15 protein-coding genes and 1 pseudogene are annotated in these 17,106 nt (G+C 46.8%); 12 read left to right on the top strand and 4 right to left on the bottom strand.

What is annotated here, in order from left to right; genetic code table 11:
• Window positions 1-57: 57 nt before the first annotated feature.
• Together BMW79_RS12935 and BMW79_RS12930 are read left to right on the top strand one after the other, a co-directional pair.
• Complete coding sequence (locus tag BMW79_RS12935; RefSeq protein ID WP_089896881.1) at window positions 58-1,782, top strand: phospho-sugar mutase; 1,725 nt, start codon at window positions 58-60, stop codon at window positions 1,780-1,782.
• 94 nt (window positions 1,783-1,876) lie between these two features.
• Window positions 1,877-2,815 carry a DUF2279 domain-containing protein gene (locus tag BMW79_RS12930; RefSeq protein WP_089895327.1) on the top strand — a complete coding sequence of 313 codons (939 nt, stop codon included), beginning with the start codon at window positions 1,877-1,879 and terminating at the stop codon, window positions 2,813-2,815.
• A gap of 6 nt (window positions 2,816-2,821) precedes the next feature.
• Here the strand turns inward: BMW79_RS12930 and BMW79_RS12925 are convergent, their stop codons facing one another.
• Window positions 2,822-3,319, bottom strand: a complete 498-nt coding sequence (locus BMW79_RS12925; protein WP_089895325.1) for a phosphoribosyltransferase family protein — start codon at window positions 3,317-3,319, stop codon at window positions 2,822-2,824.
• Window positions 3,320-3,445: 126 nt separating this feature from the next.
• Between BMW79_RS12925 and BMW79_RS12920 the strand changes: the two genes are divergently transcribed.
• Window positions 3,446-4,759 carry a (Fe-S)-binding protein gene (locus tag BMW79_RS12920; protein WP_089895323.1) on the top strand — a complete coding sequence of 438 codons (1,314 nt, stop codon included), beginning with the start codon at window positions 3,446-3,448 and terminating at the stop codon, window positions 4,757-4,759.
• A 70-nt stretch (window positions 4,760-4,829) separates the two neighbouring features.
• Here BMW79_RS12920 and BMW79_RS12915 read toward each other — a convergent pair whose 3' ends face one another.
• The 3 genes from BMW79_RS12915 to BMW79_RS12905 all read right to left on the bottom strand — a co-directional run bounded on the left by BMW79_RS12915 (window position 4,830) and on the right by BMW79_RS12905 (window position 8,161).
• Window positions 4,830-7,007 carry a TonB-dependent siderophore receptor gene (locus tag BMW79_RS12915; protein WP_089895321.1) on the bottom strand — a complete coding sequence of 726 codons (2,178 nt, stop codon included), beginning with the start codon at window positions 7,005-7,007 and terminating at the stop codon, window positions 4,830-4,832.
• A gap of 16 nt (window positions 7,008-7,023) precedes the next feature.
• Window positions 7,024-7,740, bottom strand: coding sequence for a GlxA family transcriptional regulator (locus tag BMW79_RS12910; RefSeq protein ID WP_089895319.1), 717 nt, complete (start codon window positions 7,738-7,740; stop codon window positions 7,024-7,026).
• Between the two features lie 88 nt (window positions 7,741-7,828).
• On the bottom strand, window positions 7,829-8,161 hold the full coding sequence (locus BMW79_RS12905) for a hypothetical protein (RefSeq protein ID WP_089895317.1): 333 nt from the start codon (window positions 8,159-8,161) through the stop codon (window positions 7,829-7,831).
• Between the two features lie 362 nt (window positions 8,162-8,523).
• Between BMW79_RS12905 and BMW79_RS12900 the strand changes: the two genes are divergently transcribed.
• The 9 genes and pseudogenes from BMW79_RS12900 to BMW79_RS12860 all read left to right on the top strand — a co-directional run bounded on the left by BMW79_RS12900 (window position 8,524) and on the right by BMW79_RS12860 (window position 17,071).
• A complete protein-coding gene (locus tag BMW79_RS12900; protein ID WP_089895316.1) occupies window positions 8,524-9,303 on the top strand; it encodes a (Fe-S)-binding protein in 780 nt (259 codons plus the stop codon).
• 23 nt (window positions 9,304-9,326) lie between these two features.
• Window positions 9,327-9,833 carry a hypothetical protein gene (locus tag BMW79_RS12895; RefSeq protein ID WP_089895314.1) on the top strand — a complete coding sequence of 169 codons (507 nt, stop codon included), beginning with the start codon at window positions 9,327-9,329 and terminating at the stop codon, window positions 9,831-9,833.
• Window positions 9,834-10,006: 173 nt separating this feature from the next.
• Window positions 10,007-11,419 (top strand): tRNA (N6-isopentenyl adenosine(37)-C2)-methylthiotransferase MiaB, encoded by a 1,413-nt coding sequence (gene miaB / locus BMW79_RS12890; RefSeq protein ID WP_089895312.1) that lies wholly within the window; start codon window positions 10,007-10,009, stop codon window positions 11,417-11,419.
• A 41-nt stretch (window positions 11,420-11,460) separates the two neighbouring features.
• Window positions 11,461-12,696, top strand: a complete 1,236-nt coding sequence (locus BMW79_RS12885) for a sigma-54 interaction domain-containing protein (RefSeq protein ID WP_089895310.1) — start codon at window positions 11,461-11,463, stop codon at window positions 12,694-12,696.
• Between the two features lie 23 nt (window positions 12,697-12,719).
• Window positions 12,720-13,211, top strand: a pseudogene (gene lptE / locus BMW79_RS12880) (LPS assembly lipoprotein LptE); the annotation flags it as partial.
• A gap of 63 nt (window positions 13,212-13,274) precedes the next feature.
• On the top strand, window positions 13,275-14,552 hold the full coding sequence (locus tag BMW79_RS12875) for a hypothetical protein (protein WP_143059145.1): 1,278 nt from the start codon (window positions 13,275-13,277) through the stop codon (window positions 14,550-14,552).
• A gap of 5 nt (window positions 14,553-14,557) precedes the next feature.
• On the top strand, window positions 14,558-14,911 hold the full coding sequence (secG, locus tag BMW79_RS12870; protein ID WP_089895304.1) for a preprotein translocase subunit SecG: 354 nt from the start codon (window positions 14,558-14,560) through the stop codon (window positions 14,909-14,911).
• 133 nt (window positions 14,912-15,044) lie between these two features.
• Window positions 15,045-16,097 (top strand): endolytic transglycosylase MltG, encoded by a 1,053-nt coding sequence (gene mltG, locus BMW79_RS12865; protein WP_089895303.1) that lies wholly within the window; start codon window positions 15,045-15,047, stop codon window positions 16,095-16,097.
• A gap of 14 nt (window positions 16,098-16,111) precedes the next feature.
• Window positions 16,112-17,071, top strand: coding sequence for a YihY/virulence factor BrkB family protein (locus tag BMW79_RS12860; protein ID WP_177192149.1), 960 nt, complete (start codon window positions 16,112-16,114; stop codon window positions 17,069-17,071).
• Window positions 17,072-17,106: the final 35 nt, after the last annotated feature.

The following is a 17,106-nucleotide window of genomic DNA, read 5'->3' as shown; positions in this document are numbered from 1 at the left end:
TTTTTTATTTTTACTTTACAATCCATTTTAGCATTTACGGCTCACAAAAAAAAGACCATGGATATAAATATTCAAAACAAAGTAGCGCAATGGCTCAACGGGAATTATGACGCTGAAACCGTTGCCACATTGAAGAAAATGCAGGAAGGTAACCCCGATGATCTCAACGACGCCTTTTACCGTAACCTCGAATTTGGCACCGGCGGCCTCCGGGGCATCATGGGCGTTGGTACCAACCGCATGAATAAATATACCCTGGGAATGGCCACACAGGGCTTTGCCAATTATCTTAAAAAAACCTTTACCGGGGAAATTAAGGTGGCCATTGCACACGATAGCCGCAACAATGCCCGCTTTTTTGCTGAAACCGTAGCCAACGTTTTTGCCGCCAACGGGATCAAAGTATTTCTTTTTGAAAGCCTGCGCCCTACACCGGAACTGTCTTTCACCATCCGTCACCTGCAATGCCAGGGCGGCGTGGTACTTACCGCTTCCCACAACCCTAAAGAATACAATGGCTATAAAGCCTATTGGAACGACGGGGCACAGCTGGTACCTCCGCACGACAATAACGTGATCCGTGAAGTAGAAAACATCGTTTCTCCGGACGACGTAAAATGGACCGGTGGCGAAGCCAATATCACCCTCATCGGCCAGGAAGTGGACGAGGCGTACCGCAAGGAATTGCTCAGTTTATCCATCAACCCGGATATCATCAAACAACAGCACGATCTTAAAATAGTATATACCCCCATCCATGGTACCGGTATCACCCAGGTACCACAGTTACTGGAACAGTACGGCTTTACTAATGTAAACGTTGTACAGGAGCAGGCTACCCCGGATGGTAATTTCCCTACCGTCGTATATCCGAACCCGGAAGAATCCGAAGCCATGAACCTTGGCCTGAAAAAAGCCAAAGAACTGGATGCAGACATCCTCCTGGGTACCGACCCGGATGCAGATCGTGTAGGCATTGCCGTAAAAGACCTCAAAGGAGAATGGATCCTGCTGAATGGTAACCAGACCGGCGTACTGCTGTTCAACTACATCGTGGAAGGACGCAAACGCAAAGGATGGGCCAAACCAAACGATTATATCGCCAAAACAGTGGTTACTTCCGATCTGATCGATGTATTCGCGGCTAAGAACAATATCACCTGCTATAACGTACTCACCGGGTTCAAATGGATCGCTGACCTGATCCGCCGCAAAGAGCCGCAGGAAAACTTTATCTGCGGAGGGGAAGAGTCTTACGGTTACATGATTGGCCAGAACGTACGCGATAAAGATGCCGTTGCATCTGTAGTGATGATCTGCGAAATGGCTGCGGTAGCCCGTAGCAACGGCAAAACCCTCTTTGAGGAACTGATCGATATCTATGTACGCTACGGTTATTACAAAGAAAGCCTGATCTCTATCACCAAGAAGGGAATGAGAGGCGCCGAAGAAATTGCCGAAATGATGCGCGGATACCGCGAAAATCCACCGGTAACCATCAATGGCTCACCCGTAGTCACCTTATACGATTACCAGTTACAACAGATCAGGGATATCAAAACCGGTGATATTACCGCACTGGATCTTCCGAAATCCAATGTACTGCAGTTTGTACTGGCTGATGGCAGCAAAATATCTGCACGCCCTTCCGGTACCGAACCTAAGATCAAATTCTATTTCAGCGTAAATGCTCCACTGGCTAATGCCGGCGAGTTTGATAACGTGACCGCTGAACTGGATCAGAAAATAAATGGCATTATTCAGGATCTGAAACTGAAATAAGCCCTGTCATCTGCATAAGATGATAAAAACCGGGAATGTTGAAAGAATCTGAAATCTCCTCTTTCGGCATTCCCGGTATTGTTTATATACCCGCATGAAGAAGTTATACCTTATCCTGATCCTGTTGCTGCCTCACCTGGGCAGTATGGCACAAAAGAAAGTGTCCTTCTCCACTATTCCTGATACCACCATCAAATCACGTGTATGGATCCTGAGCGGCGTAACCGTAGCTACTTATGGCGCCGGACTGGCAGCGCTCAATACCGCCTGGTATAAAGGTTACCCCAGGTCCGGGTTCCATTTTTTCAACGACATGCCCGAGTGGCAACAGATGGACAAAGCCGGTCATATTTTCAGTGCCTATTTCATCGGAAAGTATAGCCGGGAAATGTGGCGCTGGTCAGGGTTACCGAGGAAGAAGCAGATCTGGATCGGCGGATTGAGCGGGTTTGCTTACCAGTCGGTAATAGAAGTACTGGATGGTTACTCGTCGGAATGGGGTTTTTCCTGGGGCGATATGGGCGCCAATGCCATCGGATCCGCCCTGCTTATCAGCCAGGAACTGGTCTGGAATGAACAACGGATCCAGTTAAAGTTCTCTGCACATCCCGAACGTTATCCTGACCCGGTATTGCACAACAAAACCAACCAGCTTTTTGGCAGCTCCTTCTGGGAAAGAACCCTGAAAGATTATAACGGGCAAACCTATTGGTTGTCGGTAAACCTGTATTCGTTCCGGAAAGAAAGTCATTTTCCCAAATGGCTGAATGTGGCCGTTGGATATGGTGCACAAAATATGATCGGTGGCCGGGATAATACCTGGACAGACGAGCATGGTATTGACCGCGATTACAGCCATTTACAGCGTATCAGGCAATTCTATCTCTCACCGGATGTGGACTTCACCAAAATACCCACGCGCAAAAAAGGAGTTAAAGTGATCTTCCAGGTATTGAATATGCTGAAAATTCCCGCGCCCACCCTGGAAATCAATTCCCAGGGACGCGTAAAACTACATCCGCTTTATTTCTAGGAAATTTTATTCGAAATACGCTGAAACAATCTCGTCTCCGTTCATTTCCACCAGCACCATGTCCTGCAAGGTAGTGGCCAGGGAATAACCGACGAAGTCGACAGACAGCGGGAAAGATTTGTGCTTACGATCTACCAGCACAGCCGTCTGGATCTTTTTAGGGAGGTATTTGAGCAGTGGCTTCAAAGCATAGAGCATGGTGCGACCGGAGTTGGCCACATCATCTACCACTACAATCACTTTATTATTAAAGTCGATTTCTTCCGAAACAAGGACTTCACCCGGATTTTGCTTATCCAGACGCAGTTCTATGATATGGATTTTCAGGGGGGAGATCTGTTCCAGGATAGCAGCCAGTTTATGGGCAATGATAACGCCACGGTCCCAGATACCGGCTAAAATGATATCTGTTCCATCGCTGTTGAGCTCATAGATTTCGTAAGCGATACGTTCAATTTTCTTTTGAATGATATCCTGTGTTAGAATGATGTTCCTGCTTTCCATGGGTGCAAAAATAAGCAATTCGCCATTAGCAGCTAGCACTTAGCAAAAAAATCAAATACACTAATGCTTAACCGCTAACGGCTGATAGCTAAAAAAGACATAAATTAGAGAGTCAAATCTGAGCTAATGCGAATTGTACAAGAATTATTATTTGTGATCCTGTTCGGGACTGCGGTCTGGTTATTTGCCCAAAAGGCAGGCCGGATACGGAAAAGCATCCTACTGGGACGGGACAAGGACCTGAACGATCATCCGGATCAACGATGGAAAAACCTCCTGCTGCTGGCTTTTGGCCAGAAGAAAATGTTCCGTAATCCCCTCGTGGCCGTACTCCACTTTTTTGTATACGCCGGATTTCTGATCATCAATATTGAAATACTGGAAATTATCCTGGATGGTATCCTGGGCACACATCGTTTATTCGTTCCCGTACTAGGTAGCCTGTACCCGGTGCTGATCAGTTTATTTGAAGTGCTGGCGGTGCTCGTAACGGTGGGATGCGCCATCTTCCTCATCCGTAGAAATATCCTCAAACTAAAACGCTTTATCAGCAAAGACCTCGACGGGTGGCCAAGATCCGACGCCAATTATATCCTGATCACAGAAATAGTGCTGATGCTCCTGTTCCTGACAATGAACTCCGCTGATCAGGCATTGCAGGCCAAAGGCGCTGCACATTATATTCCTACGGGCAACTTCTGGGTATCCGGTATGTTTGCTCACTTCTTCAGCAGTATGTCCGACGGTTCCCTGGAAGCGCTTGAACGCGGCTGCTGGTGGCTGCACATAGCAGGCGTACTTGCTTTCCTGAATTATCTGCCTTATTCCAAGCACCTGCATATTATCCTGGCATTTCCCAATGCCTACTATGCCAGCCTGGAACCTAAAGGAGAAATGGAAAACATGCCTGCTGTACAACACGAAGTACAGCTGATGCTGCAACCGGAACTTGCGGCCAACGCCCCTGCATCTGATACCATGCCCAAATTTGGCGCAAAAGATGTCATGGATCTTACCTGGAAAAACCTCCTGGACGCCTACAGCTGTACGGAGTGTGGCCGCTGTAGCGCTGCCTGCCCGGCCAATATCACCGGCAAATTGCTGTCGCCCCGCAAGATCATGATGGATACCCGCGACCGCCTCGAAGAAGTAGGCCGCAATATCAAAGCTAACGGCGCCTTTACTGATGATAAAAAATCACTGTTACGCGATTATATCTCAGAAGAAGAATTACGTGCCTGCACAACCTGCAACGCCTGTGTACAGGAATGTCCCGTAAGTATCAATCCACTGGATATTATCCTGCAACTCCGCCGCCAGCTGGTAATGGAAGAATCAAGTGCACCCGCAGAATGGACAGGAATGTTCAGTAATATTGAAAACAACATGGCCCCCTGGAAATTCAGTATGGATGACCGGGATAAATGGACCGGGGAATAAATTATCAACATAAAAGAGAGCGGACATTTCAGGAAATTGAAATGTCCGCTCTCTTTTTTAAAACAGTCTGTTACAACTGTACTGTCAAACTTCCGGTAAACCTGCGCAATGCACCAGGAGTAAAAGTTCCAAATCCACCGGTATAATATCGTGTATTACCTGTATTATCTGCTGTTATAGAAAATCTGTAACGGGCATGGCTGTAAAAAAGCGAGGCATTCACCAGCGTATAGCCATCCAGGTAAAACTGTCCGTTGGTGGTGTTGTTGATGATAAAATTTTTCGCGGCATAATTTGCGCCCACGCCAATACCAAGGCCACCAGCCACCTCGTAACTCACATAGCCGTTCAATTGTGTAACCGGCCCTGAATTTACAGGCCTGCGCCCCTGCACGGTGCTGTCTGCCGAAGTCAGTTTACTGTTATTGTACCCAAAACCTGCATTCAAAAACAAACCCTTTGCCGGCCGCGATTGCAGGTCTGCTTCCACACCGTTGCTGTATTGCATACCTTCCTGGATACTATAGGTGGGATTTGCAGGATCCGGCCTAACCGTGTTTTTCAGGCTGATGTTGTAATAACTGATGGTAGCGCTAAGTAAATCTGTGGCCAGCTCCGCTTTTATGCCGCCTTCCAGCTGACTGGCATACTGGGGTTTAAAGGTCGTTATCGTTCCATCCGGCTGGGTTGTTGGCGCTACGTTCTGGAAACCATTCGTATAGTTGGCAAACAAAGAAAGCCTGTTTTTCAACAACTGATATACCAATCCAAACTTTGGCGAAAAGGCGGTCTGCCTGTAATTCCCTGTTGGAATACCCGTGGTAGTATTGGTCGTTCCCTTGTTGTCAAAATAATCTGCACGAAGACTGGCCATCACATTCAAACGGTCGGTAACATCCAGCACATCAGATATATATACCGCATAAGTATAGTTGGCGCTGGAAGTATAGGCAGCACTATATTTACTCAGTTTTGTATCAATAGCTGAAGTACTGATGGCGCTGTAAGCCGGCATTGCGCTGTTCAGGTTCAACGTGTCAAAGGAAGCACGGCCTCCTCTCCCATTCAAGGCATTCGACGAAACATTGGCAGTTTGCTGATAAAATTCGAGTCCTGCCACTATCCGGTTACGTAACATTCCGATTTTAAAATCACCTGTAAAGTTTTGCTGCACCTGGTTCGTCACGTATGTACCTGTAGGGTATTGCGTCACATTCCTGGCGAGTAAGCTATCACCTTTAGCTACGCTAAAGGTCAGGTAGTTCCCGGTGTTTCCTGCTCTTGTACTGATCAGGTTTGTCTGGGACATCCATTGGTCGGAAATTTTATAATTTATCTGACCATAAAAACCGGTATTCGGATTTTTCAATGTGATGCTGTTATTGCTGTAAGACTTTTTATAGTCCAGCCCCAGTTCGCCCGGAGTAGCCGCCCAGGTGCGTGTTGAACCGGTTTGCTTAGGACCTGTTGGTATAAACTGAGGCATAGAAGTACTTTCCCGCAGGTATATTTCTGCGTCCAGCAGGAAGGTCAGCCTGTTGCTGGCCTTATATATAAATCCCGGCGCAATAAAAGTGCTGCGCAGGAAGCCCGCGTCCTGGAAGCTGCCTTCGTAATGATAGGAAGCATTTAAACGCATCAGGGCGGTATTATCTTTATTCAACGGCGTATTCACATCCGCAGTAAATCTGCTCAGTCCATAGCTGCCGCCCTGGTAGCCAATCTCCACCAGGGTACTGTCGAAAGGCTTTTTGGTAATCCGGTTCAGCACACCTCCAAAGGATACAAGTGAACTTCCGAATAAAGTACCGGAAGGGCCTTTGATAACAGACAACTGCTCCAGGTTGGCAATATCGATATCACCGGTCACATAGGCAGCTACGCCATTACGGATATAGTTCCGGGTATTAAATCCCCGGACGGTGTAATAAGAAGCTGCAGCCGCCCAACCTTTACTGACACCGGGTGCATTCCGGGTAATGATACTGTTGAGATCCGTCAGGCCCTGTTCCCTGATAAGCTGTCCTGATATAGAAGCTACCACCTGCGGATTTTCCAGGTAACGCAATGGCAGCCTGGCGCTATAGTTACTGGCCCTGTCCTTTGAACGGAGCAACTGCGTACTTATATTCACTTCACTCAGTTGCTGCGTATAGCGATGTGATGGTACATTTTTCAAGGTATCGGCCGACTGCCCCCAAACCGGCATTGTTCCCAAAAACAAAAAAATAAGCGGTAAATATCTCATGATCCTGTTTTGTGGGCTAGTCTTTCTTTTTTGAGCGCTGAAACTTCATGCCCGCAGGAGCTACCGGCCAGGCCTCTTCCCTGTGTGTATTGTATTGCATACCGCGTGCTACCATCGCAGCTATTTTTTCGCCACTGTAGCGTTCTACCAGGTGGAGTGCCCCATCTATGCCCGATGTAACGCCTGAAGTAGTAATAATATGTCCTTCATCCACATATCTCACATCTTTTATTAAAGTAGTATGGGGGAAAGTCTCCTGGAAATCATCTGCCACAAAAAAGTGGGTGGTAGACCTGATCTGATCAAGCGCACCTGTTCTGCCAAGTAAATAGGCGCCTGTACAAACAGACATTGTTACGGCCGCGCTGTCCTTGTATTTCCTGATAAAGGAATACATCGCGCTATCTGTCCGCAGCGTCTCTATCACCGTCATACTTGCACCGGGGATCACCAGTATATCCGGCTTCGGCATATTGGTGAGCTGATATGCCGGTTTGATGGCCACCTTATCTGATTCCGTATAGATCATTCCGGGTTGAAGCGATACGGTGTAAACATCATACTGTCCACGGGTAACACCGGCAGCTTTTACAAATACATCGGCCGGGCCGGCAAAATCCTGCAGTTCTACGCCCGGATAAAGCAGTACAGCTACCTTTACAACCGGTGTTGTCTGTGCGTGAAGGATACCTGTGAAGCATAGAAATAAGGCGGATAAAATGATTGTTCTCATTATTTACAATTATGAAATGGAAAAGACGACAGGTATCTTAATAAAGAATACCAGCAATTATTTTTTCAGGTCAGCATCAGCGGAATAGTTAGCTACAGGAAGGAGGATGGAAGCAGGTGCGGGGCATTTTAAAGACAGCGCTGTTATTCTCCACAAAATGTATTTTAGTGGTAATAACGGGTATGGGTATATTTAATTTAAAAGAAGCATCGTTACAGGTAATCAGTTCATACCTGTTATCACTTTTTTTATCGGGAGATTTATTATCTCTGTTGTCTTCCTGTTTCAGCCTTTTCATCATCTGGCATTTTCCGTTGCAATGCATAGACGGACGGGCTTTATTCTCACATTTCTCTGCAAAAGCGCTGGTATTGGCGTAGTAATCAACAACAATAAATACCCGGCTGAATGATTGCGTCATCAACGCTATCATTAGAAAAAGTACTGTTATTGATTTAAGAAATGACACCCTTTTTTTTGAGGTCAAAATTATTATTAATAAGGGGGAAGTTAAAATGATGATCGTGATAATAGTTTCATTTATCGGGACAATTACGTTTGAGCGTCAGGGTGAAAAATCACGTTGCGGGACGGGGCGATGAATGATTTAAAATTTGTGCAGTTCTGTTTTTTATCTTTATATTGAATTCGTCTTAAAGATATAAGAAACAGGCAGGTGTCGGAATTCAAAGGATACACCCGGAATATTAGACAGTTGCATAACTTTTCGGCTTTTCATTTGATTGCATGCAATCATTTTAGGTATTAATTAAAAAATCAAAGATGCATATTAAGACAATGGCAGAATATGCCGCAAACGGTGAAACCCCGGAAGTACTTTTCTGGGTAGGATGTGCAGGGAGTTTTGATCAGCGTGCCCAGAAGATCACCCGGGCCTTTGCGACTATCCTGGATAAAGTGGGTGTCCGTTTTGCGATACTGGGAAAAGAGGAAAGCTGCACCGGAGATCCTGCGAGGAGAGCTGGTAATGAGTTCATCTTCCAGATGATGGCACAGAACAACATACAGTTAATGAATATGTACGCCGTACAGAAGATTGTTACTGCCTGCCCGCATTGTTTTAATACGTTGAAAAACGAATACCCTGCATTGGGTGGTAACTATGAAGTGATCCATCATACCACTTTCCTGCAATCGCTGATAGATGAAGGCAAGATAAAAATGCAGGAAGGCGGCTCTTTCAAAGGTAAAAAGATCACTTACCACGATTCCTGCTACCTTGGTCGTGCCAATAATATATATGAAGCTCCCCGCAAAGTACTGGAAACCCTCGATGCGGAGCTGGTGGAAATGAAGCGTTGTAAAAGTAAGGGGCTTTGCTGTGGCGCCGGTGGCGCGCAGATGTTTAAGGAAGAAGAAAAGGGCAGCACCCGGATCAATTTCGAACGCGGCCATGAAGCCGTGGCTACCGGGGCCGCTGTGATTGCCTCTAATTGCCCGTTCTGTATGACCATGCTTACAGACGGCGTAAAAGAAGCCGGGAAAGAAGACTCCGTACAGGTGCTGGATCTGGCAGAATTAATTGCGGCGAGTATGAAATGAATCCATTTACCTAAATTTGTGACATGAATACCAGCAACATCTTCCCTTCAGGCTTTTCTCCCGCCTCCAGGGTTTGGATATACCAGAGCAACAGACCATTCAATGAACAGGAGATACTGGAAATCAATGAACAACTGCACCAGTTCACAGCACAATGGAACGCCCACGGCGCACCGGTAAAAGGCTGGGGACAGGTAGTGCTGAACCAGGTAATTGTTTTGATGGCCGATGAATCGCAGACGACTGTAAGTGGCTGCAGCACAGATAGTTCCGTTCGGATTATCAAGAGTATCGAAAAACAGTATGAGGTAAATATGTTTGATCGCCTCCTGCTGGGCTTTATTGTAAAAGATAAAGTACAACTATTACCCATGGCCCAGGTGGCCTATGCCCTTGAAAAAGGCTACATCGATGAAAATACGGTTTACCTGAATAATACGGTGTTAACCAGGCAGGAACTGGATACCCAATGGCTGCAACCGCTGAAAGATAGCTGGATTGCGAAAAAGCTGGGTGTAAAGACAGCATAAATCTTTAGCCGGCCTTTCCGGTTTATTTCCGGGTTTTTAATGTTCTTTCATATAGCATTGTGCTAAAACAAATGCTGTAAATGAACATTAAGGATCCGGAAATACTATTTTCTGCCATTCTGTCATTTTGTTGTTTTTATTACCTATTTTTGCCTTCCAAAATTTTTGTCAGGATGCTTGATCTGGATACCAAAGTGCATGATGAAAGTCGCCAGGGAGAAGCTTTTGCTCCTGAAACGACTGGCACCCAAACATATACTAAAAAATTCTACATCGAAAGTTATGGCTGCGCCATGAATTTCAACGATAGTGAAATCGTAGCTTCTATCCTCGGAGAAGAAGGCTACGGCCCTACCCGCAATGCCGAAGAAGCCAGTCTGATCCTCCTGAATACCTGCTCTATCCGCGAAAAAGCAGAGCAGACCGTCCGTAAACGTTTAACTGAATTCAGAAAAATAAAACAGCAGACCCCTGGTATGCTGGTGGGCGTTTTAGGCTGTATGGCCGAGCGTATTAAAGGCAAACTGCTGGAAGAAGAAAAATTGGTGGACCTGGTAGTGGGTCCGGATGCTTACCGCAGTCTTCCAGCACTGATAGCAGAAGCCGGCGGCGGACAGAAATCGGTGAATGTATTGCTGAGCCGCGAAGAAACCTATGGCGATATCAGTCCGGTGCGACTGGATAACAACGGTGTTACGTCCTTTGTATCCATTATGCGGGGATGTAATAATATGTGTTCCTTCTGCGTAGTACCGTTTACCCGTGGCCGTGAACGCAGCCGCGATGCATATTCTGTTGTCAGGGAAGCCGCCGAGCTGTTTACCAACGGCTACCGCGAAGTGACCCTCCTGGGCCAGAACGTAGACTCTTACTACTGGACCAGCGACGATGGCAGTGAAACCATCACTTTTGCGATGCTGCTTGAAAAAGTAGCCCTTATCAATCCTTTGCTGAGAGTACGTTTCAGCACCTCCCATCCAAAAGATATCACAGATGAGGTACTTTTCATTATGATGAAGTACGATAACATCTGTAACTATATTCACCTGCCCGTACAAAGCGGCAGTTCCAGGATCTTACAACTCATGAACCGCACCTATACCCGCGAATGGTATATTAAAAAGGTAGCGCGTATCCGTGAGCTGCTCCCCGACTGTGGCTTGTCTACTGATATCATCACCGGTTTCTGTACGGAAACGGAAGAAGATCACCAGGAAACAATGACCCTGATGGCACAAACCCGCTACGACCTGGCCTATATGTACTTCTATTCCGAGCGTCCCGGTACGCTGGCGGAACGCCGCTACACCGATGATATTCCGGAAGACGTGAAGAAAAGAAGGCTGGCGGAAATAGTGGAACAACACCGTAACATTGTACAGGAAAACATGTTGCTGGAAGTAGGTAAAACCTTTAAAGTACTGGTAGAAGGTACTTCCAAGCGTTCCGAAGAACAGCTCTTTGGCCGCAATGATCAGAATAAGGTAATCGTTTTTCCGAAAGAAAACTTTAAAAAGGGTGATTACGTTATGGTGAAGATAGAAAGTTGCACATCGGGCACTTTAATAGGAAAAGCAGTGGTATAACAGCCACTAATTTAAATCATCAAACATTCGAATAACCGCTTATGGACATACAGGCTATAAAAAACAGGTTTGGCATTATTGGTAGTAGTCCCGCACTCAATTACGCATTGCAGGTGGCTGTTCAGGTGGCCAATACTGATCTCACGGTACTCATTAACGGGGAAAGCGGTGTTGGTAAAGAAGTATTTTCTCAGATCATTCATGCACTGAGCGCCCGTAAGCATAATCCATTTATAGCCGTTAACTGCGGCGCCATTCCTGAAGGCACCATCGACTCCGAATTATTCGGTCATGAGAAAGGATCTTTCACCGGCGCGGTAGACAGCCGGAAAGGATATTTTGAAACGGTGAACGGAGGAACCATTTTTCTGGATGAAATAGGTGAGATGCCTATGGGTACGCAGGCAAGGTTGCTGCGTGTACTGGAAACGGGTGAATATATCCGCGTAGGTTCTTCCAAAGTGCAGAAAACAGATGTACGCGTAGTAGCGGCCACCAACCGCGATCTGCTGGAACGTACCCAGCAGGGCAAGTTCCGGGAAGATCTGTACTACCGTCTCAACACCGTGCCTATCCGGGTACCGGCGCTGCGCGACCGTAAAGAAGATATTCCTTTGCTGTTCAGAAAATTCTCGGTAGACTTCTCCGAAAAATATAAAACACCTTCGATACAACTGGACGAAGAAGCCCGTAATATCCTGGTGAATTATCCCTGGAGAGGAAATATCCGTGAACTGAAAAATATTGCAGAACAGATTTCCGTTCTATCTTCAGATAAACTGGTAACGGCCAATGACCTGAAACGTTTCCTGCCGGATCAGCCGGAAGTAAACCGCCTGCCTATGCTGGCAGCGCCGCAACAGAGCAATGACTTTAACAGTGAAAGAGATATTCTGTACAAACTTTTCTTTGACATGAAGAAAGATGTAACAGAAGTAAAAAAGATGTTCTTCGATATCCTGCAAAATCCGACGATGGCGCATACGGCGGAGTATCATGCCGATAATCACGTGCTGCACAGTTATCCTGCAGCCTCAGAAATGAATACACCCGCCAGTCCTGGTTTGAATAATGCACAGCCTATTATCTTATCGGACAACAAAATTGATCATCACGAAGAAGTAGAAGAAACCTTGTCTATTGCCGACAAAGAGAAAGAACTCATTGTAAAAGCGCTGAAAAAACATAAGGGCAAACGTAAGGATGCCGCGCTGGACCTGGGTATTTCTGAAAGAACGCTTTACCGCAAACTCAAGGAATATAACATCGCCGAATAAACGAATTTAATATCAGCACCACAATGATCAGCAACATCAGAGTATATATAGCCATCGCCGTTATGGCAGTATTGGCAGGTTGTTCTGTAAAGTATTCCACTACCGGGGCCAGTATCGAACAAGGCGCCAATACAGTGAATGTACGCTTTATCGAAAACAGGGCGCCCATCAATAACCCGACCTTAAGCCAGAAACTGACCCAGAAACTCCGCGATAAAATTACCTCCCAGACTCGTCTGACCCAGGTAGTTGAAACCGAACCAAGGGCAGATTATGAGTTCAAAGCTACGATTACAGGCTACTCTTTCTCGAATGCCGCCGTTACCAATGTGGATCAGGCAGCTACCTCCAGGCTGAATGTAACTGTAAACGTGACCTTCATTAAAAGGATCGGTGATAAAAAAGGATTTACGCAATCTTTCTCCCGTTCTGCGGAGTTTCCGGCTTCCCAATTGCCCAGTACCGTTGAAAACAATCTGTTGGAATCCAATATTATCCCGGGTATCACAGATGATATCTTCAACAGGGCCTTTGCGAACTGGTAATGCGTAATTCATTTTTTATTACATTAGCAACCTATGACGGCAAACAGGATTATAGCACATGTGTTTCTACAACCTTCCCTTCAGTTGGTAAATGAAGCGGCAATGGAGCAGCTGGTGGCGGATCATCCCTATTTTTCTGCAGCCCGCCTGTTGCTGGCAAGGAAAGTATACCAGCAAACAGGGAATCTTCAACATCCTGCAGTAAAGAAAGCCCTGCTCTATGCAGATCAGCATCATTACGCCTGGCAGCTGATCACAGAAGAACAGGTATTGCAGGTGGTAGAAAACCGGGTGGCTGCCATTATTCCGGAAGATACCCTTCCGGTAGATGCACACAACGGATTGCCGCAAAACGGCAGCCCGGCAGCAGTTCTCACAGAAGAAGAAACTCCTGTGGCGCCGGAAATCATACCGGCACCTGTCATTCCGGATACACCGGAAGCGGCGTTCGCCCCGGATATACCGGCTCACACAACAACAGCCCATCACAACGTTTCCGAAGCCAGCGCTCCGGAAGCAGAAAATATAGCATTGGAAGTAATACATACAGCAACGGAATCCGAAACAATAGCATTGGACGCCATTATAGCAGCACCGGAAACGGAATCTGTATTGGAAGAAGCCACAGCAGCAGATATAGTGGCGGACTACACACCCGAAACGAAGTTGGCACCGGAAGAATTACCGGCTCCCCCTGAAATAGAAACAGCTGTGGCACCCGCGCCCGTAGCGGATTTTGAACCGGAGGACACTACCCCGGCCACACCGGCAGAAGTACTGCCGCCACCAGTGGAAATGCCATCGCCGGCAGAAGATGCCGAACAAACCTCCGGGCCTATCAAAATATTCCCGATGGCTACTGCTGACGAGGAAACGGAACTGGTGTTCCAGCCCCTGTTTACCGATGATTATTTTGCTTACAAAAGACTGAAAAATCCCGAAGAAGCAGATGATCTGAACGAGCAGGGCGCGGCGGAAATGAAAAGCTTTACCTCCTGGCTGCGGCAAATGAAGGATAACTTCGCCGGCAGAACCAATAAAGACTGGTATCACCAGCAGCTACACCGGATCTATGAGGAAGACGAGGAACCGGAAGTATCTGAAACCGTAGAGAAGATGGCCATGGACTCCATCGTTTTCAACAATGATATTGTTTCTGAAACCCTCGCAGAAATCTGGGTACGTCAGCAACAGTATGGAAACGCGATTAAGATATATCAAAAATTAAGTTTGCTTAATCCCGACAAAAACGCTTATTTTGCGCAAAAGATATTAGAACTAAAGTCAAAAACAGACAAAAATAAACAGTAATTTCTATGTTGATAATTTTTGGTATCCTGATCATATTAGCCTGTGTGTTGTTAGGCTTCTTCGTGCTGATCCAGAACCCTAAAGGTGGCGGACTCTCCGGCAACCTCGGTGGTGTTGGAAATCAGGTGATTGGGGTGCGTCAGACAACTGACGTATTAGAAAAAGGTACCTGGATACTGGCCGCTCTGATTGCAATATTATGCCTCACTGCTCCTTTCTTTATCGGTAAAGGCAGCAAAGTACAGCAGATTGCTCCCAGCGCTGTAGAAAAAGCTTCTGCGGGTCAGCCAATAGCGCCTCCTGCAACTCCGGTAAACGTACCAGCAGGCAACACACCGCCTCCAGCTCCGGCTAAGTAATAACATTATCGGAATAATAATATTTGAAACCTCGCCGTTAAAAGCGAGGTTTTTTTTAATGGCAACCAGCGGACTATATTGAAAAACCAGACAGATCCCGCTTTTGCCCCACTCGTCACTTCCAATACTATCTATGGCTAAAAAAAGCAAAACTTCCAGCACAAAATCGGTCTGGATAAGACGGATACTGGTCATGGCCGGTTGTCTGGCCGCAGGAGCACTGGTATATACCTCTTACCGCGTATTTGGCCCCAATACCAAGGCATTCGGGGACAGTAAGTACTTTTATGTACACACCAACAGCACCTATTCCAATGTACTGGACGGATTGGAAGAACAGGGAATCATCCGCAACCGGAACAGCTTCAACTGGGTAGCACAGCAACTCGACTATCCCAACCGCGTAAAAGCCGGCCGTTACAAGATCTCCCGTGGAATGAGCAACTTCGATATTGCCAGGATGCTGCGCTCCGGAAAACAAACACCCGTAGTGCTGGTGATCAATAAACTGCGCACCAAAGACGATTTCGTCAGAAAAATATCCAACAACCTGGAAGCGGACTCCAATGTGCTCCGCTCCCTCATGAAAGATCAGGTGTATCTCCGCCAGTTTGGCCTGGATAGCAACACCGTTATGTGCGCTATCATCCCGAATACGTTCGAGTTTTACTGGAACACCGGCGCAGAAGCCGTCTTTAAAAAACTGGAAAAGGAAAGGGAAGAATTCTGGACACCGGAAAGAAAGGAAAAAGCTTCAAAACTGGGGCTCTCTATCAACCAGGTATCCATACTCGGTTCCATCGTGGAAGAAGAAAGCAATAAAAACGATGAGAAACCACTCATCGCCAGCGTATACCTCAACCGCTACCGCAAAGGAATGCGCCTCCAGGCCGATCCTACTGTGAAATTCGCGTTGCAGGACTTCGGATTGAAACGCATCCGGGAAAATCATACCTTGTTCGATTCACCGTATAACACCTACCGCTACGAAGGTTTCCCGCCGGGACCCATCTGTACGCCATCAGAAAAAACTTTAAATGCAGTGCTGAATACTCCGGAAACAGATTACCTTTATTTCTGTGCCAGGGCCGATTTCTCCGGCTATCATGCTTTCGCAGCCACCTATGCCGAGCATCTCACAAACGCCAGGAAATACCAGGCAGAACTGAATAAAAGAGGATTCTAAATAAAATAACAGATTTGGCCTTCAGACCCGAAAACATCATTTTCCGCTCAAAACCTTACCGCCGCCTGGTGGAAAGGACAAAAACACTGATCCTGCCCGGGTTTGAAGGCCTGCCTTTATACGATGTACTGAAACAATTCGGACAGGAAACCAAAAACCGGGGACTGGGAGACCGTGCAAGGGCCATCTCCTTCAACTTCCTCCTGGCTATCCCCCCCTTTTTTATCTTCCTGTTCACCCTCGTGCCTTACATCCCGGTAAAAAACATAGAGCCTACCCTCTACGACCTGGCACAGGACCTTACCCCGAACTACAATACCTATATGATTGTACGGGGAATGATCCACGACTTTCTTTACACCCATCGCAACGGGTTGCTTTCTATCGCGTTCCTGATGGGCTTTTTCTATTCCTCCAACGGGGTTATGGGCATCCTGCGCTCTTTTAGCAAAATACAGGGCGCCGGCTTCCGTAAAAGGAAATGGTGGCAGAACCGGCTCATTGCGCTGCAACTAACCGCCATACTGGTGCTGCTCCTGCTGATCACCGTGTCCCTGATCATTGCACAGGGCGCCACCCTGCGCTGGCTGTTTAACCTGATCGGCATCCAGAGCACCCTGCTGAGAAACGTGATCGACATGGCCCGCTGGGTATTGATCATCATGCTTTTCTATTCTGTCAATGCCGTTTTATACCGCATCGGCGCCGCCACCACCCGCCGGTGGAAATTCATTACTGCCGGAGCCACCGTGGCCACCGTTTGTATGATCCTGGTGACCATCGGGTTCTCCTGGTTTGTCAATAATTTCGGTAACTATAACAAGATCTATGGTTCTATCGGAACCATCCTGGTACTTATGCTCTGGATTTTCCTCAACTCGTTTATCCTCCTCGTAGGATTTGAACTCAATGCCAGCATCCGTACCGTCAGCGATGCCAGGCAGGAAGAAAAAGCCGCACTTTTATCTGCCTGATGCGGACCGGAAATCACTTGTTAAATATTTTTATT

Origin of the sequence: Chitinophaga arvensicola, assembly GCF_900110835.1 — a bacterium.
GTDB classification, from domain to species: Bacteria; Bacteroidota; Bacteroidia; order Chitinophagales; family Chitinophagaceae; genus Chitinophaga; species Chitinophaga arvensicola.
This window is presented reverse-complemented; position numbering and strand designations above follow the sequence as displayed.

Excerpts from the sequence above, each read along its gene's own strand:
- BMW79_RS12895 (WP_089895314.1), top strand. The coding sequence starts at position 9,327 with ATGAATACCAGCAACATCTTCCCTTCAGGCTTTTCTCCCGCCTCCAGG.
- mltG (WP_089895303.1), top strand. The coding sequence starts at position 15,045 with ATGGCTAAAAAAAGCAAAACTTCCAGCACAAAATCGGTCTGGATAAGA.
- BMW79_RS12920 (WP_089895323.1), top strand. The coding sequence starts at position 3,446 with ATGCGAATTGTACAAGAATTATTATTTGTGATCCTGTTCGGGACTGCG.
- miaB (WP_089895312.1), top strand. The coding sequence starts at position 10,007 with ATGCTTGATCTGGATACCAAAGTGCATGATGAAAGTCGCCAGGGAGAA.
- BMW79_RS12910 (WP_089895319.1), bottom strand. The coding sequence starts at position 7,740 with ATGAGAACAATCATTTTATCCGCCTTATTTCTATGCTTCACAGGTATC.
- BMW79_RS12925 (WP_089895325.1), bottom strand. The coding sequence starts at position 3,319 with ATGGAAAGCAGGAACATCATTCTAACACAGGATATCATTCAAAAGAAA.
- BMW79_RS12930 (WP_089895327.1), top strand. The coding sequence starts at position 1,877 with ATGAAGAAGTTATACCTTATCCTGATCCTGTTGCTGCCTCACCTGGGC.
- BMW79_RS12900 (WP_089895316.1), top strand. The coding sequence starts at position 8,524 with ATGCATATTAAGACAATGGCAGAATATGCCGCAAACGGTGAAACCCCG.
- BMW79_RS12905 (WP_089895317.1), bottom strand. The coding sequence starts at position 8,161 with ATGACGCAATCATTCAGCCGGGTATTTATTGTTGTTGATTACTACGCC.
- BMW79_RS12875 (WP_143059145.1), top strand. The coding sequence starts at position 13,275 with ATGACGGCAAACAGGATTATAGCACATGTGTTTCTACAACCTTCCCTT.
- secG (WP_089895304.1), top strand. The coding sequence starts at position 14,558 with ATGTTGATAATTTTTGGTATCCTGATCATATTAGCCTGTGTGTTGTTA.
- BMW79_RS12885 (WP_089895310.1), top strand. The coding sequence starts at position 11,461 with ATGGACATACAGGCTATAAAAAACAGGTTTGGCATTATTGGTAGTAGT.
- BMW79_RS12935 (WP_089896881.1), top strand. The coding sequence starts at position 58 with ATGGATATAAATATTCAAAACAAAGTAGCGCAATGGCTCAACGGGAAT.
- BMW79_RS12915 (WP_089895321.1), bottom strand. The coding sequence starts at position 7,007 with ATGAGATATTTACCGCTTATTTTTTTGTTTTTGGGAACAATGCCGGTT.